The organism is Aeromonas sp. s7(2024), from assembly GCF_040907825.1.
Lineage (GTDB): Bacteria > Pseudomonadota > Gammaproteobacteria > Enterobacterales > Aeromonadaceae > Aeromonas > Aeromonas veronii.
In genome coordinates this window covers 52,521-79,340 of sequence record NZ_JBFOCM010000012.1, presented here as the reverse complement: position 1 = coordinate 79,340, position 26,820 = coordinate 52,521, and the positions used below count along the sequence as shown (strand labels likewise).

23 protein-coding genes are annotated in these 26,820 nt (G+C 60.5%); 17 read left to right on the top strand and 6 right to left on the bottom strand.

Annotated elements, in window-relative coordinates; translation table 11 throughout:
- The first annotated feature begins 7 nt into the window (after positions 1-7).
- The 13 genes from rdgC (at position 8) to AB5Y73_RS03690 (ending at position 7,803) form a co-directional block, all read left to right on the top strand.
- Positions 8-919: a recombination-associated protein RdgC gene (rdgC, locus tag AB5Y73_RS03750; protein ID WP_279499484.1), complete on the top strand. Its 912-nt coding sequence runs from the start codon at positions 8-10 to the stop codon at positions 917-919.
- Positions 916-1,251 (top strand): hypothetical protein, encoded by a 336-nt coding sequence (locus AB5Y73_RS03745; protein ID WP_279499483.1) that lies wholly within the window; start codon positions 916-918, stop codon positions 1,249-1,251. Before rdgC ends, AB5Y73_RS03745 begins: the two co-directional genes overlap by 4 nt.
- Positions 1,248-1,811, top strand: coding sequence for a hypothetical protein (locus AB5Y73_RS03740; protein WP_279499482.1), 564 nt, complete (start codon positions 1,248-1,250; stop codon positions 1,809-1,811). Before AB5Y73_RS03745 ends, AB5Y73_RS03740 begins: the two co-directional genes overlap by 4 nt.
- Entirely contained in the window at positions 1,808-2,599 is a 792-nt protein-coding gene (locus AB5Y73_RS03735) for a DUF3850 domain-containing protein (RefSeq protein WP_279499481.1), read from the top strand. Before AB5Y73_RS03740 ends, AB5Y73_RS03735 begins: the two co-directional genes overlap by 4 nt.
- Positions 2,563-2,781: a hypothetical protein gene (locus tag AB5Y73_RS03730; protein WP_279499480.1), complete on the top strand. Its 219-nt coding sequence runs from the start codon at positions 2,563-2,565 to the stop codon at positions 2,779-2,781. Before AB5Y73_RS03735 ends, AB5Y73_RS03730 begins: the two co-directional genes overlap by 37 nt.
- A 71-nt stretch (positions 2,782-2,852) precedes the next feature.
- Positions 2,853-3,080 carry a hypothetical protein gene (locus AB5Y73_RS03725; protein WP_279499479.1) on the top strand — a complete coding sequence of 76 codons (228 nt, stop codon included), beginning with the start codon at positions 2,853-2,855 and terminating at the stop codon, positions 3,078-3,080.
- A 73-nt stretch (positions 3,081-3,153) separates the two neighbouring features.
- Positions 3,154-3,792, top strand: coding sequence for a hypothetical protein (locus tag AB5Y73_RS03720; protein ID WP_279499478.1), 639 nt, complete (start codon positions 3,154-3,156; stop codon positions 3,790-3,792).
- Positions 3,789-4,388, top strand: coding sequence for a hypothetical protein (locus AB5Y73_RS03715; protein WP_279499477.1), 600 nt, complete (start codon positions 3,789-3,791; stop codon positions 4,386-4,388). The genes AB5Y73_RS03720 and AB5Y73_RS03715 overlap by 4 nt, the downstream gene beginning before the upstream one ends.
- 100 nt (positions 4,389-4,488) lie before the next feature.
- Positions 4,489-4,677, top strand: a complete 189-nt coding sequence (locus AB5Y73_RS03710; RefSeq protein WP_279499476.1) for a hypothetical protein — start codon at positions 4,489-4,491, stop codon at positions 4,675-4,677.
- Positions 4,678-4,689: 12 nt separating this feature from the next.
- Positions 4,690-4,932, top strand: coding sequence for a hypothetical protein (locus AB5Y73_RS03705; protein ID WP_139390128.1), 243 nt, complete (start codon positions 4,690-4,692; stop codon positions 4,930-4,932).
- Between the two features lie 56 nt (positions 4,933-4,988).
- The gene (locus tag AB5Y73_RS03700; protein WP_106843116.1) at positions 4,989-5,396 is read left to right on the top strand and encodes a hypothetical protein; all 408 of its coding nucleotides are present in this window, start codon (positions 4,989-4,991) and stop codon (positions 5,394-5,396) included.
- Positions 5,397-5,565: 169 nt separating this feature from the next.
- Entirely contained in the window at positions 5,566-6,813 is a 1,248-nt protein-coding gene (locus tag AB5Y73_RS03695; RefSeq protein ID WP_368147290.1) for a DUF3596 domain-containing protein, read from the top strand.
- A 51-nt stretch (positions 6,814-6,864) separates the two neighbouring features.
- On the top strand, positions 6,865-7,803 hold the full coding sequence (locus AB5Y73_RS03690) for a hypothetical protein (protein WP_279499649.1): 939 nt from the start codon (positions 6,865-6,867) through the stop codon (positions 7,801-7,803).
- Between the two features lie 426 nt (positions 7,804-8,229).
- Here the strand turns inward: AB5Y73_RS03690 and pbpC are convergent, their stop codons facing one another.
- The 4 genes from pbpC to AB5Y73_RS03670 all read right to left on the bottom strand — a co-directional run bounded on the left by pbpC (position 8,230) and on the right by AB5Y73_RS03670 (position 18,242).
- Positions 8,230-10,662, bottom strand: coding sequence for a penicillin-binding protein 1C (gene pbpC / locus AB5Y73_RS03685; RefSeq protein WP_205422038.1), 2,433 nt, complete (start codon positions 10,660-10,662; stop codon positions 8,230-8,232).
- Entirely contained in the window at positions 10,628-15,514 is a 4,887-nt protein-coding gene (locus AB5Y73_RS03680) for an alpha-2-macroglobulin (RefSeq protein WP_368147288.1), read from the bottom strand. The genes pbpC and AB5Y73_RS03680 overlap by 35 nt, the downstream gene beginning before the upstream one ends.
- Before the next feature lie 165 nt (positions 15,515-15,679).
- Entirely contained in the window at positions 15,680-16,339 is a 660-nt protein-coding gene (locus AB5Y73_RS03675; RefSeq protein ID WP_368147287.1) for a DedA family protein, read from the bottom strand.
- Positions 16,340-16,553: 214 nt separating this feature from the next.
- The gene (locus tag AB5Y73_RS03670; protein ID WP_005344666.1) at positions 16,554-18,242 is read right to left on the bottom strand and encodes an FAD-dependent oxidoreductase; all 1,689 of its coding nucleotides are present in this window, start codon (positions 18,240-18,242) and stop codon (positions 16,554-16,556) included.
- 135 nt (positions 18,243-18,377) lie between these two features.
- On the opposite strand from AB5Y73_RS03670, the gene AB5Y73_RS03665 reads away from it, so the two are divergent.
- From AB5Y73_RS03665 to AB5Y73_RS03655, 3 genes are all read left to right on the top strand, one after another.
- On the top strand, positions 18,378-21,314 hold the full coding sequence (locus AB5Y73_RS03665; RefSeq protein WP_118853641.1) for an EAL domain-containing protein: 2,937 nt from the start codon (positions 18,378-18,380) through the stop codon (positions 21,312-21,314).
- A 65-nt stretch (positions 21,315-21,379) separates the two neighbouring features.
- Positions 21,380-22,177 (top strand): pyruvate formate lyase 1-activating protein, encoded by a 798-nt coding sequence (pflA, locus tag AB5Y73_RS03660; RefSeq protein ID WP_181497208.1) that lies wholly within the window; start codon positions 21,380-21,382, stop codon positions 22,175-22,177.
- A gap of 87 nt (positions 22,178-22,264) precedes the next feature.
- Entirely contained in the window at positions 22,265-22,906 is a 642-nt protein-coding gene (locus AB5Y73_RS03655; protein WP_181497207.1) for an energy-coupling factor ABC transporter permease, read from the top strand.
- Positions 22,907-22,990: 84 nt separating this feature from the next.
- Here AB5Y73_RS03655 and AB5Y73_RS03650 read toward each other — a convergent pair whose 3' ends face one another.
- Together AB5Y73_RS03650 and ycfP are read right to left on the bottom strand one after the other, a co-directional pair.
- Positions 22,991-24,283 carry an NAD(P)/FAD-dependent oxidoreductase gene (locus AB5Y73_RS03650; protein WP_076492161.1) on the bottom strand — a complete coding sequence of 431 codons (1,293 nt, stop codon included), beginning with the start codon at positions 24,281-24,283 and terminating at the stop codon, positions 22,991-22,993.
- A gap of 74 nt (positions 24,284-24,357) precedes the next feature.
- The gene (gene ycfP, locus AB5Y73_RS03645; RefSeq protein ID WP_005334000.1) at positions 24,358-24,897 is read right to left on the bottom strand and encodes an alpha/beta hydrolase YcfP; all 540 of its coding nucleotides are present in this window, start codon (positions 24,895-24,897) and stop codon (positions 24,358-24,360) included.
- A gap of 505 nt (positions 24,898-25,402) precedes the next feature.
- Between ycfP and AB5Y73_RS03640 the strand changes: the two genes are divergently transcribed.
- Positions 25,403-26,809 (top strand): nucleobase:cation symporter-2 family protein, encoded by a 1,407-nt coding sequence (locus AB5Y73_RS03640; RefSeq protein ID WP_181497206.1) that lies wholly within the window; start codon positions 25,403-25,405, stop codon positions 26,807-26,809.
- Positions 26,810-26,820: the final 11 nt, after the last annotated feature.

Below are 26,820 nucleotides of genomic sequence, written 5' to 3'. Positions count from 1 at the left end.
CCCGACCATGTGGTTTAAAAACCTGCAAGTTTACCGCTTTACCCGCCCCTTTGACCTGACCGCGGATCAGCTGGAAACCCAGCTGGAAGCCTGTGCCTTCACCCCCTGCGGCAGCCAGGATATGTCCCGCTTCGGCTGGACTCGCCCGCTCGGCAAGTTCGGCAGCACCCTGACCCACTCCGCCAACGGCCAAATCCTCATCTGCGCCCGCAAGGAGGAGAAGATGCTGCCATCTACCGTTGTCAAAGAGCAGCTGGCCGAGAAAGTAGAGGCGATCGAGTTCGAGCAGGGTCGCCCCCTCAAGAAGAAAGAGAAAGAGGCGCTGAAAGAGGTGCTGCTGCATACCCTGCTGCCCCGCGCATTCAGCCGCACCGCCAACACCTACGCGTGGATCAACCAGGCAGACGGCCTGCTGATGGTCGATGCCCCATCCACCAAGAAGGCTGACGACGTGCTGGCCCTGCTGCGCAAGTCCATCGGCAGCCTGCCAGTGGTGCCGGTGGCGCTCAAGAACCCGCCAGAAATCACCATGACCGAGTGGCTGCAAGAGGGCAACCTGCCGGCAGCTTTCACCCTTGAGGATGAATCCGAGCTGCGCAGCGCCACGGAACACGGCGGGATCGCCCGCTTCAAGCAGCAGGATCTGATGACCGATGAGGTGAAAAACCACCTCGCCAACGACAAGCTGGTCACCAAGCTGGCCCTCTGCTGGGGTGAAAGCATCAGCTTCGTGCTGGGTGATGACCTCTCCATCAAGCGCCTCAAGTTCAGCGAAGAGCTGCGCGAGCAGAACGACGACATCACCAGCGAGGATCCGGTTGCCCGCATGGACGCCGACTTTGCACTGGTGACCGGTGAGCTGTCCCAGTTTATCCCAGCACTGTTCGCCGCCTTGGGTGGCGAGGAGGCTCCGCTATGAAACAACAACTCATTGCACCTGCCGAGGTAAAACGGGATGAGTCAGGGTTCTGGATCCACCCTGATTTCCCTGACTTCGGCGAAACGCTTGGTAGCCAATACACCGAATGGCTTGATAAGCAGGGGCTCGAGGCAAAGTTCGTCTCTATGGAAGATGACCTACCTGAGCACATGATCGAGCGATGGGATGCCGATGGCGACTACATAGACCTTGTTGCCGAGTGGAATCCAACCACACCAGCAGGAGCTGACTGGTTCCTGCTTGGCATCTGGGATACGGAGGATGGCGCAGTGGCGCTCTTCGCCCGACGCAACGAGGAGGTTGCAGCATGACCGAACACACCAAGGGCCTTCTGGCCCTTTTTCGTAACGGCCAGTCGGTCGGATCAGTTGATGGCTACGGCGTCTGTGAACTCTGGCCCCGCAGTGATGAAGGCTTTCCCAACTGCGAAGGCAAGGAAAACGGCCGCCGCATCGTAGCCTGTTGGAACCTGCTGGACGGCTACCCCACCAAGGAGCTGGAGGGCGTGACGCTGGCTGAATTTGTGGCCAGCCACCCCGAGCTGGCAGAGAAAGCCCTTATCGCCGCTTACGCCAGTCTCTTCGCTGAACGCGGCGCCACCAACTATCTGGAAGTGAAAGGGGCTCGGTCTGAGCTTGGCCCCTTCATCATCACCCTCCAGCGCACCGAAGGGCTCACGCCGGTTGAGAAACTGGAGGCCATGACCAAGCAGCGGGATGTGCTGCTTGAGGCGCTGAATGGTGTGCTTGGAGTGATGAACAACAGTCAAGGGGTAGCAGGCTGGCACCAGAACGGAGCCATTGCCACTTGGGACGAGCTGCTGCCGGAAGTGGCCACCGCCCTCGAATTTGTGGAAGGAGAGCAATCGTGATTCACGAACTCAAGATTAAACCTGAATACTTCGCCGCCGTCGTCTCCGGCGATAAGACCTTCGAGATCCGCAACAACGCAGATCGCAACTTCCAAGTGGGGGATACCCTGCTGCTCTGGGAGTGGGATGGCGGGTTCACTGGCCAGACAGCAGAGCGAATAGTCAGCTACATCACCGACTTCGAGCAAAAGCCGGGATATGTGGTACTGGGGCTGGCAAACAAGCGTGAGCAGGAGCTGTCCGAACAGCTTGCGGACGCCACCCGCCAGTGCGGGGTAATGGCGGATCTGCTGCGGGAGGCAATCGGCGAAGTTCCGCAAACTCAGTCATTCCCATCACGGTGCGACGCGGCGCTGGCTGGCAAGATGCCAGACCGACAAGACACCGAATGGACTGATGCCGCCACCTCACCGGTCGCCGCCGACTACCGCGAACTGCAGGAGCAGCACGACCAGTTGCAGAGCAAGCACAAGGGGGCGCTGGATCTCCTGCAGGAGTCGCATGAGGTGATGCGCCGCATTATCCCGCCATTGCCGCAAGACTGCTCCAATCGCAGCGATCTGCTGGATCGCATTGAGGTGGCGCTGGCTGGCCAGTTTTCGCTTCCTGCTTGGTATCTCGATGGAGCCAAAGACTTTAAGTCCATGATGCTGGATGCAAGCACTGCACTTTTCCACCCGCATATTGAGGGTGTGTTTGCGGTTTTCGAGCGGAGATTGGCGCTTGATGACCAGCCACAAGGAGGTGAGCTGTGCGCTACCGAGCCCCCATCATCCAGCCCGGCCTGACCCGGGAAGAAGCCACCGACGCCAGGGAGCGATACCTCAAGATCAACCCCGGCGCCAAAGTCACCATCGACAGCCAGCCAGATAACCCCCAGCTCAAGACCCTGATAGCCCACCTCCCCGTCCTACCACTCCGGCAGGTGCTGGCGCCGGGCTTTATCGGGTACCGCGGCTGGCGATGTTGAGGTGTATGCACTTTGACCGACACGTCAATTCTAAGGGGGTATACTGGCAACTCATTTAAACGGAGGTACATATGAGCACCATCAGTGACTACCTAGAAATGACCGAAGAGTCCTATGAGAGTCTGAATCTTGAGTGGCTCGAAGACACAGGAAGCAGCGATGAAATGGCGTACGAATACTACGCCTACATCCCAGAGGATGCAGATCCTGATCTGCTAGAAGAAATGGGGTGGAAACCTGGCCAGAAGATTACTGCGCCATTGTGGGCTTTCGATGAGCCAGATTATGACGACCAGTAACCAAGCGCCGCAGAAATGCGGCGTTTCACATTTCAAGCCCCGGCCTGTCCGGGGCTTTCTTTTGGAGATACCCATGAACATTGACTTGGAAAAGCTGCTGGAGCTGGCTGGCGATGCCACAGAAGGCGGCTGGAGCACCAATGGAAACACTGGCGTTATTGGTGGCGGAGAGGTAATTGCTGGCACCGAAAAGCAGTGTAACGCCAACTTCATCGCAGCTGCCAACCCCGCCACGGTCACCGAGTTGGTGAATATGGTCAAAGGCTCCACCTTGGCCTGCATCGCCGACGTTCAGGCAGAACCAGAGTTCCCAGGCGACGCGCCGCCCGAGCTGATGAAGTACATCCGCCAGTGCATTGAGGAGAAGGATGAGCAGCACCTGCTCCACATGATGCGCATGGCCGTGTCCATCACCAAGAAGGGCATTCAGGAGCGCATTGCCTCCCGCACCGGCATAGTCATCGAAGGCATATTTGGCCGCGTGGTGCGCGACCAGTGCAGTTGCGGCGAGCCAATCAGCGTCGAACTGGACTGCCCGCGCCGTACCATCCGCACCGACAAGAAGCGCCCATTCTATCCAGATGAGGGATTGCCTGATGGGCTGGATCCGCAGAACTACAGCGAACACGGCTCCAGCGTGTTCCGCTGCCGCAAGTGTGGCGAGCCGGTTGATGAGACGGTACCAGCTGCAAAGTATGGGGTGAACGCATGAAGCCACGCATCGAGAAGAAGCTGAGCAAGAAGCTCCACACCATCCTTGGCAACCTGATCGGCGAGGTCTGGATTGATACGGAGCTTGAGCTGCACCAGCCATATTATCGCTGGCACAGGTGCAAGGATTGCCCCCGCCTTACAGGGAAGCAGGAGCGCGAGAACCGGCAGGTGCGGGTTAGCGTGAACCACATGCCAAGCATTGGCGGAGGCACTGATTACTGGGGAGAGGGCCAAGACTGGCACTCAGTCCTGTATGTAGCGCAAGAAGTCCTGCTTTGGGCTTTTGGTGAAGAGACCGACTCCGAAGGTCCGCACTGCGGCTATCCGCTGTTAAAGGCCAAGATGACCGGGAGCTGGATCATCAAGCACGCCAAGCTGTACGCCATGCAGGAGCGGGCCAAGGCTGCCAAAGAGGCATACAACAAAGCCAGGATCGCACAGCTAAAGGAAGGCGGATATATCCAGTTTCAACGTGGCGAAGGCTGGGTTGGCAGGTGCATCTGCTGCGAACGGCTCACCCCAATCTACTGCAACGTTGCCGAGTTCGACCCGAATAGCCACTACTGCGGCGGCTCGCCGAGCTGCTGCCCATAGGAGCTGTAATGACCAAACAAAAGGCGGCCGGGATCGCAATCCTGGCCATTAACATTCTGGCCGTCATCGTGGCGGCAGACCTGTTTGTGAAAGGTGGCTGATGGCTGACAACAAGGAATTCGCCGAGCAGATCGCCGCCGCCATGGTGGCGATCGGTACCGAGGAGGTCCTTAGCTGCATGAGTCGGGTGATGTGCTGGGTCGCAGCAGACCACGGCCAGCCCATCCAGTTCGAGTGCGATCTCGGGGTGGTAACAATCGAACCAAAGCAGCAACCGCTGCAAAGTTGAGGGGTAGGCTGAATGTCAAAAGTAAGTTTCAGTATGAACGGCTGGCGCAGAAACCTAAGTGAAGAGGTTCGCTCGCTCAGGGATACGGCCAAGCAACTACTTAATGATGAGGAGTTAGATCGAGACGAGCTCAGGCGCGTAGTTGATGAAATCATTTGCATGAGCAACTCAGTCAACTGCGTCAGCATAGAAGGCGAAGAATTGTTCTCAGACATGTCTGATGTCTACGTGCCAATCCTTGATGAAGAGGATTAACGGCCCTTCCTTCAATCCAATTGGCGCCCCATCCTCAAGGACAGGAGGGCCACGCCATGCAACAGCTTCAACTCATCGACCAGAGCAGCCAACTGCTGGACGATCTGGTTAATACCGTACTCTCCCCCACCCTTTCCCAATCGGCCAAGCTCGCCGAGATCGGCCGCATCCTGGCTCACTTCGACCTGCCTATCGAAGCGCCTCGGGTAACCGGCCAGCTCTGGAGCGCAACCGACCTTGGAAAGGAACTGGGGGTGAGCGCCCAAGCCATCGGCAGGCTGGCCAATCAGCACAACCTGAAAACAACCGAACTGGGGGAATACCGCCTTGACCAGGCGGCCAACTCCCGCAAGCAAGTTCAAACCTTTTACTACAACCAGCTCGGGCGTCACCGGCTCGAGTCTCTTTTAACCGCGAGGACCAAACCATGCAGCAATTTGTCTACCCCTGCGCCAAGTGGGTAAGGCCAAAGCTTTTCGCTGCCCTAACCGGCATGTCAGAGAAGGCAGCCGAAGGGCGCCGCTTGAAAGGAGAGTGGCCAGAGGGCCTGGTGTGGCGACGCGCCCCTGACAACCAGATTCGTTACAACGTTGCGGAGTATGACAAGTGGGTAGAGTCAAGCATGATGATCTAGTGGCTGGCGTCACCGGATTGGAAGTTCATGGCAAAAAACTGCGCATCAACTTCACCTATAAAGGTGTCAGGTGCCGGGAGGTCTTGGACCTCCCCATCACAAAAGCGAACGTGAAATTTGCCGCCAACAAGCTGGCCACAATAAAGCATGAGATCGCCATCAACACCTTCAACTACGCCTCCCATTTTCCAAGCAGCGGAACGGCGGACAAGTTCGGCCCAGTGAGAAAGCGCCATCAGTTGGGGAGCGCCTACGCCGAGTTCTGGCAGCTGCTTGAACCGACTCTCAAGCCAACCACCAAAAAGATTTACCCGTATGGGTTCAAGTCCTGCCTTGCCATTCTCGGCGCCGAGCGGGATATGGCAAGCTTGAAGCCAAAGGATCTCGAGCGACTGCGCAACGAGCTGATGTTGCAACTGCGACCAGCCACGGTGAACACCTATCTGAAGCGCTTCTGTCAGTTTCTACTCTGGTGTGAACGCAACGACATCATGAAAGATGCCAGCAAGATGCTGGCAGCCGTCAAGTTGGTGCCATCCAGCAACGTATCACCTGCCGACCCGCTCGAATATTCAGAGTACCTGCTGGCGCTGGAGGCCTGCACCCACGTTCAGCACCAGCGCATGATCACCGTATCCGTTTATACCGGACTGCGCCCCGGTGAGCTTCGCGCTCTGGCGTGGGAAGATATCGACTTCGAAAAGCGAACGATCACGGTAAGGCGCAGCGTCGGCCCGGGTGGCGACTACTTCAAGTTGCCAAAGACCGGCTTGGTCAGGGTGGTGGACATGCAGCCCCCGGTAATAGATGCGCTATCTGGTCAGCGTGAACTCACTTACTCGAGAAAGCCGGTAGTGATCAGCGTTGACCAGGAGGTTGGCAAGGAAACCATCTCCGTTCGTCCGGTGTTCTCTCCAAAACTGACCTCGACGTTTGAGCACAACTCGGGAGACTGGTTCACCCAGTCTGGATTTGTGACCATGTGGGTTCGGGTTGTCGAGCGATCCGGGATCCGCTATCGCCGTCTTTACCAACTGCGGCATACTTTCGCCAGCTGGAATTTGACATCGCACGGAAACCTCGCTTATATCGCCGACCAGATGGGTCACGCAGATCTGGAAATGCTTCAGTCCGTTTACGGAAAGTGGATCGCGTCAGCCAGCAAATCGGAGGCTGCGCGGATCTGGGAACTGATGACGTCAAAAGGCCATTTTGCCCCAACCACGCCCCAAGAAAATGGCGAATAACTATAAGGCATTGTTTTTAAAGTGGTAAAAACTTACATCTACTACCCCGGCATGGAGGTACGCGACGAGCTCTGGCTCAAATTTGCCCTGCTCTATCTGGAGCGGCTCGCCTTCGTCTTCACCGTCAGCGAAAAGAGCGGCCTCACCGCCCTGCTCGATACCCTTCAACAACAGACCGATTTGCTGGCCGAACGGCCCGATGCCGCCTTCTTTGCCGCCATTACCCCGCAACTGGAGTGCCAGATAAGCGGCCTGGTGGCCCCCGATTTCGTCCGCCACAAGGTGTTTGGCAACAAGGAGCTGATTGGTCGCTGGCGTCAGGAGGCCAACCACGACTGCTTCTGCCCGGATCAGGCGGGGCTGGAACGGCTGCACGGCTTTTGCCTGACTCACGGCTTTGCGACCCGGGATGAGGGTGGGATCAGAATGGCACGACGCTTTGCCAATCTGCTCTCCATGCGTCTCGCCCGTGAGTGGGCACTCGCCAATGACGGGGCGCTTATTACCGATCACGACTATCTGGACCGCCTGCTCCATCTGCTCGAATCCCGCTACCACAATCGCGGTGGTCAGGATTGCTTCCACCTCGAGATCCCGTTGCAAGTGCCCACTCACCTGGCCGACATTCCGTTTGCAGAGCTGATTGCCCTGCGCGGGCGCAGCGGCTTTCGCCAGCAGTTGGCCGAATTTCATCTGGCCCTCGACAACCTGCTCACCATGCTGGGTAGCGGCTATGCCGACCCGGCGGCCCTGACCCGCTTTGAGCAAGCTCAGCAAGGGCTCAATCAACTGCTCGGGCCCGAGACCCTCAGCATGCCACTCACCACCCTGGTCAGCACCAGCCTGCCCGCCGTAGCCATGCTCCACCAGTTAAAAGCGAGCCATCCCGAAAGCAACCTCATCTTCCATCCCATCAAGAAGAGCCACTTTCACCAGCGCAAGAGCCAGCACTTCTTCACCCGGCTCGGCCATCTGCGCCAACCGGGCTGAATGGGCGGAATGAAAAAGGGGTTGGCGCCTGCCAACCCCTTTCGCTTTCTTCGGCCTACCAATTATCACCCCGGTGATTGGCCCGCTCTTGTGCGTCACGGCGCGCTTCCATCGCCCTGTCACGGCGGATATTGGCGGGGGTACAAGCAAACTGTTTCTGATAACAACGTACAAAACTCTCGGAAGCGGGTTCGAAAGGTGAATAGAACCCGGTACGTTCAGGAGAAACATGGTGATCACCATGATTGGTTGTGGCACAACCCGAACTCATCAGCACCAGCAAGGGACACAGAACACGCAGCAAAAGAGAACTCCCGATTGGATCTGAATGAATTCGTAATTATTCACAAATTAATTCATCCAATCAAATATTGATGCATTTCAAATAGTTAATTACATTCGTCTCAATGGCTGTCGGCAAAACGCTCAACGGGTGATGGTGCCGGCATCACCGTCAGGATGCACCACGCGAAACTCGATGCGATCGCTGTTGCCTGCTTCATCCACCACCACCAGCTGATAGCGCCCCGCCACACTCAGCACCTGATCCCCATCCCAGCGCAGCCGCTGGCCGTTGAGAAACCAGGCCGGCTTGCCGACACCGCCCAGCACTTGAGGTTGCAACCGGTAGCGCTGACTGCGGATAAGGTTGCCCTCCCCCAGCGCCACGATGCGAATGGGGGCCTGCAGCTCGGCGCTCTGCCTCTCACCTTTACAACCGCTGGCGAGCAGCGCCTGTCTACGCTCGCCGGGCGCCCGCCATGGCTCCAGCGACAGCGGCCACAGGGCCCGAAAACCGGACTGCGCCGCATCGTGGCAACGGGTCAAAGTCGGCTTGCCTTCGGCGGTCAATGCAACTTGGCGCAGCGGCGAGGGCCAGTCCATGGGGTCCGGCAAGGTGGGGGGATCACGCCCTTCCAGCAGCCAGGCGCTCTGGCGCTGCAAGCAAGCTTCAGGCAGGGTCGCGTTCACCTTGCGCCCCAGCGGCCAGCAGATCTCGGCTTCGCTCACCGTGTTGGGCTGCACCGGCAGAGGACTGTTGTCAGCCAGTCGCGAGTAGACCGAGAGCAGCAGCGGCACCGCCGCGCTCTGACCGTAGAAACCGGGCATGGGGGTGCCGTCGGGGCGCCCCAGCCAGACGCCGATGGTCCAGCGGCCGGAGACCCCCATGGCCCAGCTGTCGCGATAGCCGTAGCTGGTGCCGGTCTTCCAGGCCAGCCGGTTAACCCTACCGGTCGCCTCGCTGGCAAAGGGCTGATCCGCCCGTCCCTGGGCGCTCAGGATCTGCCCGATGATCCAGGCAGCCCCCGGACTCAGCAAGGGGCGCGACACCGCCTGCTGCCCTGCCAGCCAGACCGGCATCGCCACCTGCCCCTCCCGGGTCAGCGCGCTGTAGAGCGCCACCAGCTGTTCGAGCCGAATGCCCGCGGCCCCCAGCGCGATGGCTGGGTTGGGCTTGTCGGAGAGCGCCAGCCGCACCCCGGCGTTGTCGAGGCGGCTGACCAGTTTGTCTGCCCCAAGCGCCTCCAGCACCTGCACCGCCGGCACGTTGAGGGATTGCTGCAGCGCCTGGGCGAGGGTCACCGGCCCCTGAAAGGCGCCAGAAAAGTTGGCGGGGCGATACTCCGAGCCCAGCCTTGGCGCATCGGAGAGCAGGGAGGCCGAGTGTACCAACCCCTCGTCCATCGCCAGACCGTAGATAAAGGGCTTGAGGGTGGAGCCGGGAGAGCGGATCGCCTGCACCATGTCGAGGTAACCATGGCGGCGCAAATTGCCATACTCGGCGCTGCCCACATAGGCGCGCACCGCCATGGTTCTGTTATCTACCAAGAGCAACGCCGCTGAGGTCTGCTCGGGGAAACGGCGGATATAGCTCGCCACCCGTCCCTCCAGCCAGCGCTGCAGATCGCCGTCGATGGTGGTATGCACCAGCGCTCCCGCCTGATGGTCGGCGGCGAGACGGGCAAAGAGCGGCGCCTCCATCGGCGTGAAGTGACCACGGGCCAGCACCGGCTCGATCCGTCCCTCCTGCCACACCGGCTCGGGCCAGACGCCCTGCGCCACCAGTCGCTGCATCACCTTGTCACGGGCGGCACGGGCCCGCTCGGGGTGCCGGTCCGGCCGGTTGCGGCTGGGGGCCTGCGGCAGCACCGCCAGCAGCGCCGCCTCGGCATAGGTCAGCTTGGCCGCGCTCTTGCCAAGATAGGCAAAGCTCGCCGCCTGCACCCCCTCCAGATTACCACCAAACGGCGCTCGGTTGAGGTAAACGGTGAGCAGGGTACGCTTGTCGTAGTGCCACTCCAGCTGCAGCGCACGGGCCATCTGGCGCAACTTGCCGGGCACGCTCCGGTGGTAGGGCTCGATAAGGCGCGCCACCTGCATGGTGAGGGTCGAGCCCCCCGACACAGCCCGCCCATAGCGCAGCCACTGCCAGACCCCGCGCACCATGGCCACCGGATTAACCCCGGGATGACGCCAGAAGTAGCGATCCTCGTAACCCAGCAACGCCTCGATATAGCGGGGGGAGACCTGCTCCAGGGTCACGGGGTAGCGCCACACGCCGCTGGTATCGGCAAAGGCGCGCAGTGGCCGCCCTTTCATGTCGAGCACCACCCGCGCATAGGCGGGGTCGAGTGGCGGCGGCGGGAAAATCCGATCCAGCGCCAGCAATGACAGGAGCAGTGCTACAACTCCCAGCACCGAAAAGCGCAGCCAGCGCGGCAGACCGCCAAGCCAGCGCCAGCCTGCGCGGCCACTGCGACCCAGGCTCAGCCAACCACGCTGCCAAAAAGTGAGCAGGCGAACCCGCTCAAGGGAGGGTTTGTTACTCAGAGATACGCACCTCGTGGATATCCTCACCCACGGCTCGCAGCTCGGGCCGGTACATATCCTCCACCTGGGTCGGCGGCACCTGATAGCGACCCGGCGTCACCGCCCGCATCAGGTAGACCAGTTGCTGGTTGCTCCCCTCGCTCAGATCCAGCGCTGCCGTGTAGCGGTCATCGCGAAACTCCTGATGCTTGAGATAGTCGTTCCACTCACTCTGCCACGCCGGTTTCCCCTCGATGGAGAGCTCTTCGAGCTTGATGCTGTTGCCAAGGGCCGGGTTCTCCAGCTCAAAGCCAGCGGGCACCATCTCCACCAGCAGGGCATCGGGCACCGCCGATTCGCTGCTGACATTGAGCCGTACCACCACCAGATCGCCCACCTTCACTTTGGCCGGGTCAAAACGCTGACCGTCGCTGTTGAACCAGCTGCGGGTCACGCTTATCCCCTGACTCAACCGGGCAGGAGCCTGTTCGGGGTAACCGATTAGAGTACGCTGCACATAGAGGGATCCCTTGCCCTCATTGGTAACCACACTGGCCGCCAGTGCCTCGGGGGCACCCAGTTGCAACGGGGCCGAACCGTTCAAGGCTTCGATGCCAGAGGATGAGGCGACCTTGGCCTGCCAGTCGACGGCCGGATCGAAGCGGGCGAGTCGCAACAAGGCGAGCCGCTCTTGGGTGCTGAGCCACTGACGGTGAGCCAGGGTATCGGCCACCTTGGCGCTGAGATCAGGCCAGCGCTCCGCAGCCAGCTTGTGCTGACGCAGCAAGGAGAGCTCAAGGGCGTCATCGCGCAGCGGTGAGCCGTAATCACCCAGATAGTCATCACCGCGCTCGGTCGCCAATGCCCGGCTGAGGGCCTTGGCGGCGTTCTGCTCATCCCCCATGGCCGAGAGGGCCAGCGAGAGGTGCAAGAGCGGCAAACCGGAGCGGGCGTGATCGGCCTGCTGCTCCCAGATAAGACGCAGGGTAGCGAGCGGTGCCTTGCCTACTCGGGCCAGCACATAGGCGCTGTAAGCCTGATAGGCCAGCCGGCTGTGCTCGGGGGCACTGCTCCAGCGCTCGCCGTACTGACTGTCGGTGAGATAGCTTTGCAGCCGGTTCAGGGCCTGATTGAGCATGGCCTCCGGTACGGCGTCGCCCGCCTCCTTGCGCGCCAGCAGGTAGTCGGCGGCATAGGCGGTGAGCCACTGCTCCTCGTCGGAGCGACCATCCCACAGACCAAAGCCACCGCTTGGCAGTTGCAACCGCTGCAGCCGTTGCAGCAGGGCGCGTTGCACGTCCGCCTCGCTCGCCGCTTTCTTGACCTCTGCGGGTTTGCTCCAGGCGGCCCGCTCATCGGCCGTGGTCAGCAAGTAAGGCCAGGCACGGGACAAGGTCTGCTCCAGACAGGCGTAGGGGTAGTCGGCCAGCGCCTGCCACTGGGCTGCCGGATCCCAGGGGGGAGTGCCGGAGAGGCTGAGCAGCCCCTGCAGGTTGGCGCGATCCAGCCCGGTCAGCTCAGCTGGCGCAAAGCTCATCTGCTGGCCGGGAGCCAGCATCTGGTAGCGCTGGCGAGTCTCGGCAGGCCAGGGGGAGCGCAGCGGCAAAGTCCAGTCGCGGCTGATGGCAAAATCCTTGCCGCTGGCCGCCAACTGCAGGCTTGCCACGCCGCTTGCCCCGGTCACGGTGAGCGGCAGGGTCAGCCACTGCTCCTCGCCATTTTTAAGGGCCAGGGTGCGGGGCAGCTCGCCGTTTGCCTTGAGCCCGCCATTGAGGGTCCAGACAAGGGAGAGGGTCTGATCCTCGCCGCTCATGTTGCGCAGCTGCACCAGCGCCCGGGTCTCATCCCCTCTGGCGCCAAAGCGCGGCCAGCCAATTTCGGCCACCAAGGGCGCTACTACCTTGACGGCGCGCTCGGCCTCCCCGACTTGCTGTTCGTTCCAAGCCAGCGCCATCAGCGCCAACTCGCCGTTGAAGTTGGGCAGATCGAGCGGGATCACCGCCTTGCCCTGCTGGTCAAAACTCACCTCGCCGCTCCAAAGTGCGGCTATCTCGACCCGGCTCTCCAGCGCGCCGCCCTTTTTCAGCGGCGCCCGATCGCCCCCATAGTTGAGGCGGGCCAGCTTGCCATCTTGCGGCGGGATCACCTGGCCGTAGTTGTCGAACAAATCTTGGGCGAAGCGCTTGCGGCCAAAGAAGATCTCGAACGGGTCGAGGGGTTGATAATCGCTGATATTGAGCACGCCCCGATCCACCGCCGCCAGCACCACACGGCCTTGGCTATTGGGGGTGGAGGTTGCGGTCACTTCCAGCCGGGTAAGCGGCACGGCTTTATCAGGCGCGCTCAGGGTGAGCGGCAGACGGCGCGCTTCCCGATCCAGGGTGAGCGGCACCAGCCCGACCGAGCGCAGGCTCTGCCCCTGCTGCTTGCCAGCCGGTTTGGAGGAGCTGTCTGGCGCGGCGATCTGGGCCGAGATATGCAAGTCATGGCGCTGCCACTCGGGACTGACCGGGATCTCGAACTCGCCGCGGGCATCCTTGGCATCGCCACCGGCCCCCTTGAGCTCGATACGCTGCCACCAGCGCAGGCCGTCGCCATCTTCCACCAGCAACAACCCCTTGCCAGGGCGCGGGGCCACCAACGTCACTTTGGCCTTGTCGCCCGCCTGATAGGCGCGCTTGTCGAGGGTGATGGCAATCTTGTCAGGCCGCGCCTGCTCGCCACCGCCGCCCCAGGCGTAACTGCCGATCTCAACCCGCAGGCTGGATTGATGGCCCTGACTATTCTCCACTTCCAACCGATACCAGCCCGCCGCCAGTTGCAGCGTGAGCGGAGTCGGCCCCTTGCCATCCAGCTGCAGGGCCTGCTCCTGCTCCAGATAAGGCTGGCTGTTGAACTCGTACTTCCACCCCTCGCCATCGGCGTAGTGCCAGTAGTAGTCGCGGTACTCGTTGATAAGGCGCACCTTCACCGCCCCCGCCACCGGTTGGCCTTGCTCATCGAGGTTGAGGATCTGGAAGGGGAGCGGCTTGCCCCCTTCCACCCGATCCGCCACGAAGTCGGCCTTGAGTGCCGGCCACTGGCTGCCCGCGGGCCAGCCATACTGGGTGCGGCTGCGATTGACGGCGCGGCCACCGGGCTCGGAGAGCGACACCCGATAGGCCACCTCCAGCGGCCCGAGGGCGCGCACCCCATCTAGCTCATCAGCAAGCGAAAAAGTCCCCTGCCCCTGCGCATCGAGGGTGAGACTGCGCGCCTCGAGATCCTTGGCCTGCTCGGCGAGCAGTACGTCACCCAAAGTGAACTCCTGCCATTGGGTGAAAGGCATGGTAGCGCGGCTGATTTTTACCTCCGCCTTGGCCTTGGTTGCGCTCGCAGGGGCGCCATAGAGATAGTCCCCTTGCAGCGGCAGGGTGAGGGAGGCGTCCAGATCCGTCACTTCACCATCCGGCCCCTTGCCAAGCTGCAGTTTGAGCCGCTCCGGCAAAAACTCCTCCACCAAAAAGGGCCACTCGAAGCGGCTGCCAGCGGCGGTCTTGAGGCTGATGGTCCAGCGCCCGAGCGGCGCATCATCCGGCAAACGCAGACCGTAGTGGGCCGCGCCAAGATTGTCCGGTAGCAGCCGCTTTTGTTCGAGCAGCTGACCATCCGGCTGTTTCACCTCCAGCTCCACCGACATCCCCGGCAGCAGTTGGCCATCTTGGCCCTTGAGCAGGATCTCGCTGTCGAGCCGCTCGCCGGGGCGATAAAGGTCGCGCCCGCTAAAGAGATACAACTGCTGGGCCTGCCAGGGCTGGGTGCCGAGATCGAAGGTGGAGAGGTCGAGCGCAGCCCCATCGAGACGCAGCACCGCCAGATGGTTGCCCTGTTCAGCCAGCAGCAAGCGAGCCCCCTGCACCTGATCGAAGCGACGATGGCCCTGCGGATCAGTGGTTTGCACCTGCAGCCGGTTGCCCTTCTCGTCGAGCAGGGAGAGCTGCACATCCTTGAGCGGGTCGGCGCTGGCCAGGGAGCTCACGAACACCTCCAGCTGATCGCGGTAACGGCGGGCACTGAGCCCCATGTCGCTCACCGCGAAATAGGTGGTCTCCTTGCGCCAGTCGTAGTTGCCAAGGGGCGACATCACCGCAAAGTAGACGCCAGCCTCGGCCAGCTGCGGCTCCTTCACATTAATGAGGCGGGTCTCGCGCCGGTTGGCATCGAGCTCCAGCGCATAGCGGCCGCTGAATACCCGCTTGGCCCGCTTGGTGATCTGCTCAAGCTCCCAGTTCCCCATGCCAGCACCGGGGCGATATTCCGCCAGAAAACGGGGTAGATACTCGGCATCGACCCGAAAGAAGTCGATATTGACCTCATCCACGTTGACCGCGCTGATGGGCAGGCGCAGCTCGTCGCGCAGCGGCAATACCATGCCGCTGGCGGTAAACGAAGCCCCCGCCTCCAGCGGCCGGGTTTTGAGGGTCCAGCTCTGGGGGGATGGGCCCAGCCCCGCCTTGAGGCTCACTTCATAGCTTTTATCGGGCTGAACGTTCGGGAAATAGAGGGTGCGACCATCGTCGGCGAGGATCCACTCCCCCTGCAGCTGCTTGCCCCCCTCGCTGACCGAAAGCCAGCTCTGCCAATTGGCCTTGGGCGCCAAGGAGCCGGAAAAGACCAGCGCCAGCGCTGGCGCATCGCGGTATTGGCGGGCATTGGCCTGCACTACAGAAGTTGGCGCCCCGGCCTCCTGCTGCGCAGTGGATTCTGTGGTCGGTACTTGGCTGGCGGGCTTGTCAGGGCCACAACCAGCCAGCAGCAAACCGGCCAACCCGGATAGCAGCAGGGCCGAGCAGCAGCGGCGCAGAGCGCCGGTTCCAGCGGTAGAGCGGTGAGAAGCAGAGGGAGAGTCGAAGAGGCGCATAAGTTCCATCCCGAGTTGGAGCGCTGCAAACGCAGCGTGGCTGGAAACAGGATAAGGCATCCTGCTCACCCGACACAAAGCTCATTACCCGAATGGGCACAATTCCGCCCCCCTGCAGCACGAGAACCCCCTTGCCCACTGATCCAGTGCGGCAAGGGTTGTCATCTAGTCGTGGCTGGTCTCGTTTTTTGCTCCGCCTTTGAACCAGCGAAACAGGATGGCCATGACGGCCGCCAGAAACAACACCAGTGAGGTAATCAGCAGGGCCCGGGTCAACAGTTCGCTGTGGTGGAGGAAGAAGGGGGTATTCATCGCCAGCTTGCCCACCAAACTGAGGCAGAGCGCCCACATAAAGGCACTGGCAAAGCTGGCCACGCACATCCGCAGCACGTTCAGGCGGCCAATCCCCATCAACATGGGGGTCAGCACCCGCACGAACGGGATAAAACGGGAGGAGAACATCGCCAGAAAACCGTACTTTTTCAGCAAGCGGGTCGCCTTGGGCAGGCTGTCGGGAGGCAACATCCGCTCGATATGATCCATAAAGCGGGTGCGCTGTAGTGCCCGTCCCTGCCAGTAGGCGAGCACAGAACCTATGCCAGCAGCCAACGGCAGATAAATAAGTGTTACTTCAGGGCCAAACACCCCCATGCCCACCAACCCACCGGCCAGCAGTACCAGGCTGTCCCCCGGCAGGGGCAGGAAGACGAATGCGGACTCCAGCAGCAGTACCAGCATCAGGCAACTGATCAGCAGGGGTACCGCCTGCATCTGAACCAGGGCGTCAAAATCCTGATGCCAAATGGCCATCAGCATATCCAGCATGTCACTCTCCCTACTACACGGTTCATCATGAACGAGGCAGGGGTTATAGCACCCATCCCCTGAACAAAACGTTAATTTTGTCCGGCACAGGAAATAAAGTGTGTCGAAATATTGCTGCAATTAGGGAATGCAAGGAGGGCGAAAAGCAGAAACAAAAAGCCCCTCATCTTGCACGCACAAGGGAGAGGGGCAAACAGGCACAGAAATAAAACGGTTACTCGGCGGTAGCCATCTGCCAGGTTTTGAAGCCGCCGGAGAGATTCTTCACTTTAAAGCCGTGCTGACTCAGCAAGCGGCAGGCGACATGGCCGCGCAGCCCGACCTGACAGCTGATCAGCAGCTCTTTCTCTTTGGGCAACTCATGGAGGCGACCACGCAACTCGTCGAGGGGGATATGCAGTGCCCCCGGAATGCGGCCCAGCTTGTCAAGCTCGGGGCCATTGCGCACATCCACCACTAGCTGATGGGGGTTACGAGCCTGCACCTCGGCCACGTGGCAGAGCAGGGTGTCCCCCTTCAGGTGGTTGCTTGCCACGAAGCCGGCCATGTTGATCACATCCTTGGCCGATCCAAAGGGCGGCGCATAGGTGAGCTCCAGATCCTGCAGGTCAAACACGGTGAGACCGGCACGCTGGGCCACCGCCAACACATCGATGCGCTTGTCGATGCCATCCTTGCCGATGGCTTGGGCGCCATAAATCTTGCCATCCGGGGCAAACAGCAGCTTGAGGCTGACCGGATGGGCACCGGGGTAGTAACCGGCGTGGCTGCCCGGGTGGACATAAACCTTCTCGAACGGCAATCCCAGTTGCACCAGTCGCTTCTCGTTGAGGCCGGTGCTGGCCACCGCCAGATCGAACAGCTTGCAGATGGCGGTCCCTTGGGTCTTTTTGTAGGTTTCGCTTCGGCCCAGCATATTGTCGGCGGCGATGCGCCCCTGCCGGTTGGCCGGGCCCGCCAGCGGGATCAGCACAGATTCGCCGGTGACGAAGTCAATCTCTTCCACCGCATCCCCCACCGCATAAATGAAGGGATCCGAGGTACGCATCCCGGCATCCACCTTGATGCCGCCCCGTGGGCCCAGCTCCAGCCCCGCCTTGGCGGCGAGCAGGGTTTCCGGCTTGACGCCGATGGCGAGGATCAAGAGACCGGTATCAAGATGGGAACCGTCATTGAGGGTCAGGCGCAGGCCACCGCTTTTGGCGGTCGGTACGGCGGAGGTCTTCTCGGCAGGCAGATCCAGACTCTCGATGGCGGTGAGGCCGGTGCGCAGGCGCAGGTCGATCCCCTCTTCCCGGATGCGGGCATGGAGCATGTTGGCCATCTCCTTGTCCACCGGCGCCATCACCTGATCGGCCAGCTCCAGCAGGGTGACATCCAGCTTGCGCTGATGCAGCGCCTCCATCATCTCCAGCCCGATAAAGCCGCCGCCCACCACAGTGACGTGGCGCGGCTGATCGTGGTGCAGGGCCGCCAGAATGCGATCCATGTCCGGGATGTTGCGCAGGGTATAGACATGGGGGCTGTCGATACCGGGGAAAGGAGGACGGATCGGCGCCGCCCCCGGGCTCAGCAGCAGCACATCGTAATGCTCGCGCTGCTCTTCACCGGTTTGCAGGTTGCGCACCAGCAAGGTCTTGCCCGCCTTGTCGATCTCAATCACATCGTGGAAGACCCGCACATCGACGTTGAAACGGCGCTTGAAACTCTGGGGAGTCTGCAGCAGCAAGGCATCCCGGTCGGGGATATCGCCCCCGATGTGATAGGGCAGACCGCAGTTGGCGAAGCTGACAAACTCGCCCCGCTCGAACATCACGATCTCTGCCTCTTCACTCAAACGACGAGCGCGAGCCGCCGCCGATGCGCCCCCCGCAACACCACCGATAATCAGGATCCGTTTCATCTGCAAGACTCCTCATACATGATAATGGGCAATAAATTAGACTTTTCTAATTTAGAATTCAATGAAATTTTGTTTCACACCATTTTGCAGTATTCTTGCAACCCCGACGGTTGCTTAACAGGATGTTGTTTGTTCATGTCGTCTACCGCACTCAGTCATCTTCCTCCTGCCCTCCAGACGCCGCTCTTTTTCCGTCTGGATCTGCGCAGTCAACGGCTGGTCGCCCTGACCGACGTGATGCAAACCCCGCTCTACTGGCTCGATGAGCCGCGCGCCCCCTGGCCTGCCCAGCTACCCGATGCCCTGCGCCTGCCCATCGAACAACTGCTGGCCAACGGCCATGGCGGCAAGATCACCGTGCGCTTTGCCAGCCAGCTCTGGCACATCGCCCTCGCTCACGAGCAGGATGGCTTCTGGCTCATCTGTCTGCAGAACCTTCGTCAGGAGCCCATCGCCGATCTGGCATTGCAACTGCCGCGCCTCAGCCAGATGGCGAGCCAGCAACAGTATGCGCCCCTGCTCGAGGCCCTTAAAGAGAGCTTGGGGGCCGATCGGCTCATCCTCTGGCACTATCAGGCCAACGGCGATCTCGGCAGCGAGCAACTCACCCCGGTGTTCACCCTGGGGGTCGAGGCGATCTATCCCATTCGAGGCGACAGCCGCTATATCCGCGCCCTGCGTACCCGCAAAGCGTTGAGCTTCTCGGAAGCGGCCCACCAACCGATGCTGAGCAATCACCTCTATCTGACCAGTGCCGGTGTGCGCTCACGCCTCGATGGTGCCCTGCTGGAGCAGGACAAGCTGTTCGGGGTGCTGAGTCTGGAGTATCTCGATCCCACCCCGCTTAGCGAGGAGATGTTGCAGCTGGTGCGCAGCAGCGCCCAGCTGCTCGGCCACTGGCAACCGCAACCGGAAGAGCACCGCGCCGAGCTGGCCCTCCCGCCCGAGCTGCACCAGCAGACCGGCATCGACTACTGCAAGACGCTGGTAAGCTGGGCCATGAGCGCCAGCGGTGCCCGGGTGGGCTGGATCGGCGAGTTCCAGCCCCGCGGTCAGGATCTCTGGATCATCCCCCGCTGCGTCATCAACGAGGAGATCTGCTCCACCCTCAAGCCCATCCAGCTCGACCCCGGCCCCGCTCAGGAGCTGTTCCAACATGGTCAGGCCATCTATGTGGAAGATCTGCCCGTGCGCTACCCCAAGGCGACCCGGCTGCTGGCCCTCAACGCCAGCGCCTACATCGGCATTCCACTTCATGGCCAGAGCGGCGCCCCCATTGGCCAGATCACCCTGCTGCTCGATACCCCCCTTGAGGAGCCCGAACAGTTGCTGGATCTGTTGAGCAGCCAGCATGAGCGGGCCGCCATCGAACTCAAACGCCTCGCCACCGACGATGCTCTGCGGCTGGCGGAAGTGGCCTTCAATACCCACGATGGGCTGATCGTGATGGATCACAACGGCATCATCCTCAAGGTCAACCACTCCTTCAGCCGGATCACCGGATTTGGCGAGGTAGAGGTGATCGGTCACTCCATTCGCAAGCTGCGCCCCACCTACTACGGGGATCATCTCAAGGAAGATGTCAGCCGCACCGTCAACGAGCAGGAGTTCTGGCTCGGGGAAGAGCGCTGCCTGCACAAGGATGGTCACCTCTTTCCGGTGCGCTTGATGGTGAACGGCGTCAAGGATGAGCAGGGGGAGCTCAGCCACTTTATCTGCAGCTTCTACGACATCACCCAGGAAAAAGAGGCGGCCAGACATATCGAGCTGCTCGCCTACTACGACGATCTCTGCGGTCTGCACAACCGCCGCAGCCTCAACCATATTTTGCAGCAGACCCTGAGCGCCCCCAACGGCCAATGGGGCGCCCTGCTGCTGCTGGATCTCGACAACTTCAAGTCGATCAACGACTCCCTCGGTCACGCCTGCGGCGATCTGCTGCTGCAGGCCGTGGTGCAGCGTTTCAAGGAGCTGCCCCAGGACAATCTGGTGCAGGCGCGCATCTCGGGGGATGAGTTTGCCCTGCTCTTTACCCAGCTCGGACAAGGCGAGGTCACCGCCAAAATTCTGGCAGAGCACTTCGCCCGCGAGCTGATGGGGCTGTTTCGCACCCCGTTCGACATCGGCGATCACAAACTGCACTGCAGCGCCTCGGTGGGGATCAGCCTCTTCTCCGGCAACGAGACGGATCATCTGGTCCTGATGCAACAGGCCGACACCGCGACCCACATGGCCAAGCGCGCCGGTCAGGGCCACTACGTCTTCTTTACCGAAGCGATGGCCCAGCACGAGAAAAATCGGCTGACCCTTACCAATGAACTGCGCGATGCCCTGCGTCATCACGAGCTGCAACTCCACTATCAACCGCAATACCGGGTCGACAATGGCTCATTGTCGGGTATCGAGGCGCTGCTGCGCTGGCAGCGCAGCGACGGCACCATGGTGCCACCCGGGGAGTTTATCCCCATCGCCGAAGAGACCAGCCTGATCCTCGAGATCGGCTACTGGGTGATGAAGACCGCCTGCGCCCAATACAGCTTCTGGCTCAACCGTGGCCTGCAGATCCCCCATCTGTCGGTCAACGTCAGCGCTCGCCAGTTCCACACCCAGGGCTTCGTACAACAGGTGGAGTACATCTTGCGCGACACCGGTGTGCCCCCCTCCCGCCTGCTGCTGGAGGTGACCGAATCGGTAGTCTTGGAGAATAGGCAGGAGAGTATTGCCAGAATGCGCCAGCTCAAGGAGCTCGGCATCCTCATCTCCATCGATGACTTCGGTACCGGCTACTCGTCGCTGGCCTATCTGCGGGATCTGCCCGCCGACGAGGTGAAGCTGGACAGAAGCTTCATTCAGACCCTTGTACACAGCGAACAGGACAGAGCCATCGTCAAGGCGATACTCGATCTGGCCCAGGTCTTCCGTTTTACCGTCACCGCCGAAGGGGTGGAAGAGGAGGCGCAGCTGGCCATCCTCAAAGCGCTGGGATGCCAGCATTATCAAGGGTTTCTCACCAGTCGGCCGCTCACAGTCAAGGGGCTGGAGCAGCTGCTTGGCAGCCGGGCGCCGGACTAAAGGTGTAGGATCAATAGGGGTTTATGTAATAAAATAACGGCCTGCTCGAATCGTTGGAGTTGTTTATGTCTGTCATTAATCGGATCCCTGCCGTTGAAATCAGCCAGCCAGCCGGAGCTCACGGCACCGTTGGCCGGATCCATTCCGTCGAAACCTGCGGCACTGTCGATGGCCCGGGAATACGCTTTATCGTATTCATGCAAGGCTGCCTGATGCGCTGCAAGTACTGCCACAACCGCGATACCTGGGATACCGAAGGTGGCCGCGAAGTGACCGTACCGGAGTTGATGAGTGACATCACCAGCTATCGCCACTTCATGAATGCCTCAGGCGGTGGCGTGACAGCGTCCGGCGGTGAAGCCATGCTGCAACCCGCTTTCATTACCGAACTGTTTACCGCCTGCAAAGAGAAAGGGATCCACACCTGTCTCGACACCAACGGCTTCGTCCGCCATCTCGACGAACAGGTAGACAAGCTGCTCGACCAGACCGATCTGGTGCTGCTCGACATCAAACAGATCAATGACGAGAAACACATTCCGCTGACCCACGTCAGCAACAGATACACCCTGGAGTTTGCCCGCTATCTGGCAGCCAAAGGCAAGACCATGTGGATCCGCTACGTGGTGGTGCCGACCTGGAGCGATGACGACAAGAGCGCCGAAGGGCTGGGCCAGTTCATCGCCGAGCTGGGCGAGAGCGTGGAGAAGGTGGAGCTGCTCCCCTACCATGAGCTGGGCAAACACAAGTGGGACGTGCTGGGCGACCCGTACGAGCTGAGCGGGATCAAGCCCCCCAGCAAGGAGACCATGGAGCGGGTCAAGGGCATCCTCGGCAAGTACCACAACAACGTCAAATATTGATGGTAAAAGCAGGCTGACTCGTCAGCCTGCTCTGCTATGGGCGGTCGGGAAGGCCACCCGGACTCTACTGCATGAATGGACGACAAGATGAGTGAAGGACAACTCGCCGCCCTCCTGATCTGGCTGGTACTGCTGGCCTTCAGCCTGCGCCGCTCTATGTGGCAAACCCTCCATGACAACCCCCTCTATCAGCACCTGTTGCTGGGCAGTGCCATCGCGCTGGTGCCGCTCTGGTATCTAAGGGCCGGTCTGCATGAGGGGCTGGAGGTCCATTTTCTCGGGCTCACCACCCTCACCCTGCTGCTTGGCTGGCGGCTGGCACTGCTCGCCCCTTGCCTGACCCTGCTGGTGCTCGGTTACTTCGGTGTCACCAATCTGGCCGATTTTGGCTGGCAGGCACTGGTTGGCATCGCCCTGCCGGTAGCCACCAGCTGGCTGCTGTTTCTGGCCAGCTGGGCCTGGCTGCCGCGCCATCTCTTTGTCTATATCTTCGTTGCCGCCTTTCTCGGCGGCGCCATCACCATCTCGGTCAAGGTGGCCGCCAGTGCGTTGCTGATGGGGCTAAGTCACAGCTACCCCTGGCATACCATCACGGCGGATTACCTCTCCATCTGGCCACTGCTGCTGTTTCCCGAAGCTCTGCTCAACGGCATGGCGATGACGGTGCTGGCTATCTACCGCCCTCACTGGGTCAATACCTTCTTCGACCGCACTTATCTGGGCAAGTAGCTCTCTCTTTCCTGATCTGCGCCCATAAAAAAGGAGAGGCCATCGCCTCTCCTTTTGGTATTCAACATGTTGCCAAATCCCGGCTTAGTGCAGCTTCAGGGTCGGGCGAAGTACCCGGTTGATGCGACCCACCAGCATGATGAGGCCGGTCTTGACGTAACCGTGCAGGGCGATCTGGTGCATCCGGTAGAGGGAGATGTAGACCAGACGGGCAATGTAGCCCTCGACCATCATGGAGCCGCGCATCAGGTTGCCCATCAGGCTGCCCACGGTGGAGAAGCGGCTCAGGGACACCAGCGAACCGTGGTCGTGGTAGAGGTAGGGCTTCATCTCGCCGCCGTTCATCTTGGCCAGAATGTTCTTGAACGCCTGGCTGGCCATCTGGTGGGCAGACTGGGCGCGCGGCGGCACAAACTTGCCATCCGGCTGCGGGCAGGCGGCGCAGTCACCGATGACGAAGATGTTCTCGTCACGGGTAGTCTGCAGGGTCTCTTTCACCACCAGCTGGTTGATGCGGTTGGTCTCAAGGCCGGCGATATCCTTCATAAAGTCAGGTGCCTTGATACCGGCCGCCCACACCATCAGGTCAGCTTCAATCAGCTCGCCATCCTTGGTATGCAGACCTTCGGCAGTCGCTTCGGTGATCATGGTGGCGGTACGCACATCCACACCCAGCTTGACCAGCTCCTGATGGGCGGCGCCGCTGATGCGCTCCGGCAGAGCCGGTAGAATGCGCGGGCCCGCTTCCACCAGGGTCACCTTCAGGCTGTCGGTGGTGAGGTTCTTGAAGCCGTAGGCGTAGAGCTGCTCGACCGCATTGTAGAGCTCGGCAGAGAGCTCGACGCCGGTTGCGCCGCCGCCGACGATGGCAATCTTCACCTTGTCGCCCGGCTTATATTCGGTGGCGAACTGCAGGAAGCGGTTCATCATGCTGTTGTGGAAGCGGTGCGCCTGGGAGGGGCTATCGAGGAAAATACAGTGATCCTTGATGCCCTTGGTGTTGAAGTCGTTGGAGACAGAACCGATGGCCATCACCAGATAGTCGTAGGGCAGTTCGCGCTCGTTGACCACGATGTCACCATTGTCGTCGTGGATCGGGGCAAGCACGATGCGTTTATCGTCACGCTTGATGTCGGTCAGGGTGCCGAGCTGGAAGTCGAAACCGTGGTTCTTGGCGTGAGACTGGTAGCTCAGGGCATCGATGCCCGCGTCCATGGAGCCGGTGGCCACTTCGTGCAGCAGGGGTTTCCACAGGTGGGTGCGGTTGCGATCGACCAGAGTGATCTTGGCCTTGTTCTTCTTGCCAAGCTTGCGACCCAGACTGGTGGCCAGCTCCAGGCCACCGGCGCCGCCGCCTACAACGACAATATTCATCATGATGATTTTCCTCGGTTCCTCAAAACGAAAGGGAGCCATTGGCTCCCTAAAACGAAATCGGTCGACGTGATGGATCAGGCTTCTTTGAAGGCCTTCATCCGCTGCAGATGATGCGAGATATTTTTGAACTTATGAGTCTCGCGCTCATCCCACACGATGTCGTAATAGTTCTTCAATTCACGTTCAGTGTCCCGATTATCGCGCACTTCATCCTGAACGGAAAGGATACACAGGCAGTTTCCTGAATTTTTCTTACGAAATTCAGTTACACACTTGGTACCGATATCGTCATATTCTTCCGGACGGTCGATCTTGCCCTGCATGTTCTCTTCCGGATGGAGGTTGGGGTTGAAGATCACCTGGCGAATGCCGCACAGAAAGCCGATCCGCTCGCTCCAGTAGCCACCAAGACCCACGCCGCAGATCAGCGGTTTGGGATCGGTACTCATATCTAGCTGTTTTTTCACTTCCTTGAGCAGATGGCTCATATCATGACGGGGGTGAACCGTGCTGTAGTGCACGAAACGCACATCATCATCAATAAACTGCAACTGCAGCACTTTCTCGTGATTGCCTGGGCTGGTGGCATCAAAGCCATGCAGATAGATGATCATGGATAAGACCTCAGGATCTGTGTCGGTTTTATCGAAACTACCCCAGCGGCGGCCCCGTGCGCCACCAAAACATCCAACTTTCTTGCTTTGGATCACGCCCCCGCCCCCGATTGCGCCCTGCGGCCCGCGAGCGCCGTCACATGCAGAGGGGCGCATTACGAGCAACGCTCTAGTGTCCGGCTATCAAAGTGAGATCGCCAGACCGATAATGATAAACCCCTTACCAATCTGAGATGCCCCCACCTCCTTCCCCTGCCAGCAGCCGGGCACTTATCTGGCCGGTATGTGACTCATCCCGCAAAAACAAGGCGTTATCGCCAAACGTTTTCGCTCGTGAGCGGCGTTGTGCATGTTTTGTGCACTGACCCGTGCTGCACCGGCTCCCTCTCACTACTGCCGAGGGGTCTGGCTCCTCTGTCAATACACGAGATCAATGACCGGGAAAGCTGCGGCTTTCACTATCTTGCCTGTAGCAGTTGCGCGGGCTTCAAGGAGTGATCTGTTCATGAACGAGACCAATCCCCCCTCCCCCCGACCGGGTACGCGCAAGCGCCCGGTGGATGAAGTGGAGCGCATGCTCCCCATGGGCCAACTCTTTACCCTGGGCCTGCAACATGTGCTGGTGATGTACGCCGGCGCCGTGGCGGTGCCACTGGTGATTGGCGGCAGTCTGGGGCTGCCCAAGGATCAAATCTCCTACCTTATCAGTTCGGATCTCTTCTGCTGCGGCATCGTCACCCTGCTGCAATGTGTCGGGATTGGCCGCTTTGCCGGGATCCGGCTGCCGGTCATCATGTCGGTCACCTTTGCCGCCGTGATGCCCATGCTGGCCATCGGAGCCAACCCGGATCTGGGGCTGACGGGCATCTTCGGCGCCACCATCGCCGCCGGTATCATCTCGACCCTGCTGGTGCCGCTGATAGGTCGGCTGATGCCGCTCTTCCCCACCGTCGTCACCGGGGTGGTTATCACCTCCATCGGGATCAGCATCATGCAGGTGGGGATCGACTGGATGGCGGGGGGCAAGGGTAATCCGGAATATGGCAGCCTGCGCTATATCGGCACCAGCTTTCTGGTGCTCGTCTTTATCCTGCTGGTGACCCGCTTCACCAAGGGCTTTTTAAGCAATATCTCGGTGCTGCTCGGGATCATCTTCGGTTTCGTGGTGGCCATCGCCATGGGCGAAGTGAGCCTCGATGGCCTCGGCGAGGCAGCCTGGTTTGCCCCCATAGTGCCCTTCGCCTTCGGCTGGCCCACCTTCGATCCCATCTCCATCGCCACCCTGACGGTGATCATGCTCATCACCTTTATCGAGTCGATGGGGATGTTTCTGGCCCTTGGCGACATCGTCGGCCATCCGGCCAGGCGCGGTGATATCGTTCGCGGGCTGCGTGTGGATGGCATCGGCACCATTATTGGTGGGATATTCAACAGCTTCCCCCACACCTCCTTCTCCCAGAATATCGGTCTGGTGAGCGTGACCGGAGTATCTAGTCGCTGGGTCTGCGTGATGTCGGGGGGGATCCTGCTCGCCTTTGGCCTCATCCCCAAGATGTCGGTGCTGGTCGCCTCCATACCGCCCTTCGTGCTGGGGGGCGCCGGTATCGTCATGTTCGGTATGGTGCTGGCCACCGGTATTCGTATCCTGGCGCGCACCGATTACAACAGCAACCGCCACAACCTCTATATCGTCGCCATCAGTCTCGGAATTGGCATGATCCCGACGGTCTCCGGGAATTTTTTCCAGCAGCTTCCGGCGCAGCTACAACCGCTTTTTCATAGCGGTATCCTGCTGGCAACCATCAGTTCGGTGCTGCTCAACCTCTTCTTCAACGGCTATCAGCCGGATCTGAGTCACCAGACCCGTCCTCTGTTCGTTGGTCCCATCAAACCGCAGCAAGAGCAGGCATAACAAACAAGCCC